Here is a 347-nt window from a genome sequence, read left to right as displayed (position 1 = left end):
TTGGTCGCAGGTTCGAATCCTGCACGACCCACCAATGTAAAAAAGCGCCCTAAAGGCGCTTTTTTGCTATCTGCGATTTATAAGATTCGAACCTGCCGCAGGTCCGGGTCTCACGCAGTGAGACAACGGAGCCGTTTACGGCGACGGCCCGAAGGGCGAGCGAAGCGAGTCATCCTGCACGACCCACCAATTTAACATCAAACTCAGATGTTGAGCGTAAAGGATAACGTTGCGTCAGCAACGGCCCGTAGGGCGAGGCGAAGCCGAGTCATCCTGCACGACCCACCAATGTAAAAAAGCGCCCTAAAGGCGCTTTTTTGCTATCTGCGATATGGAAGATTCGAACC

Annotated in this window: 1 other RNA gene; it reads left to right on the top strand. The window is 53.3% G+C overall.

Features of this window, described 5'->3' with window-relative positions:
• Positions 1-63: 63 nt before the first annotated feature.
• A non-coding RNA gene (locus NA330_RS23205) (RtT sRNA) lies at positions 64-189 on the top strand.
• Positions 190-347 lie beyond the last annotated feature (158 nt).

The sequence above is a fragment of the Salmonella sp. NW722 genome, from assembly GCF_051702785.1.
In the GTDB taxonomy this organism is placed as follows: Bacteria; Pseudomonadota; Gammaproteobacteria; order Enterobacterales; family Enterobacteriaceae; genus Salmonella; species Salmonella enterica.
The sequence above is the reverse complement of the archived record's forward strand: the minus strand, read 5'-3'. Positions and strand labels throughout refer to the sequence as shown.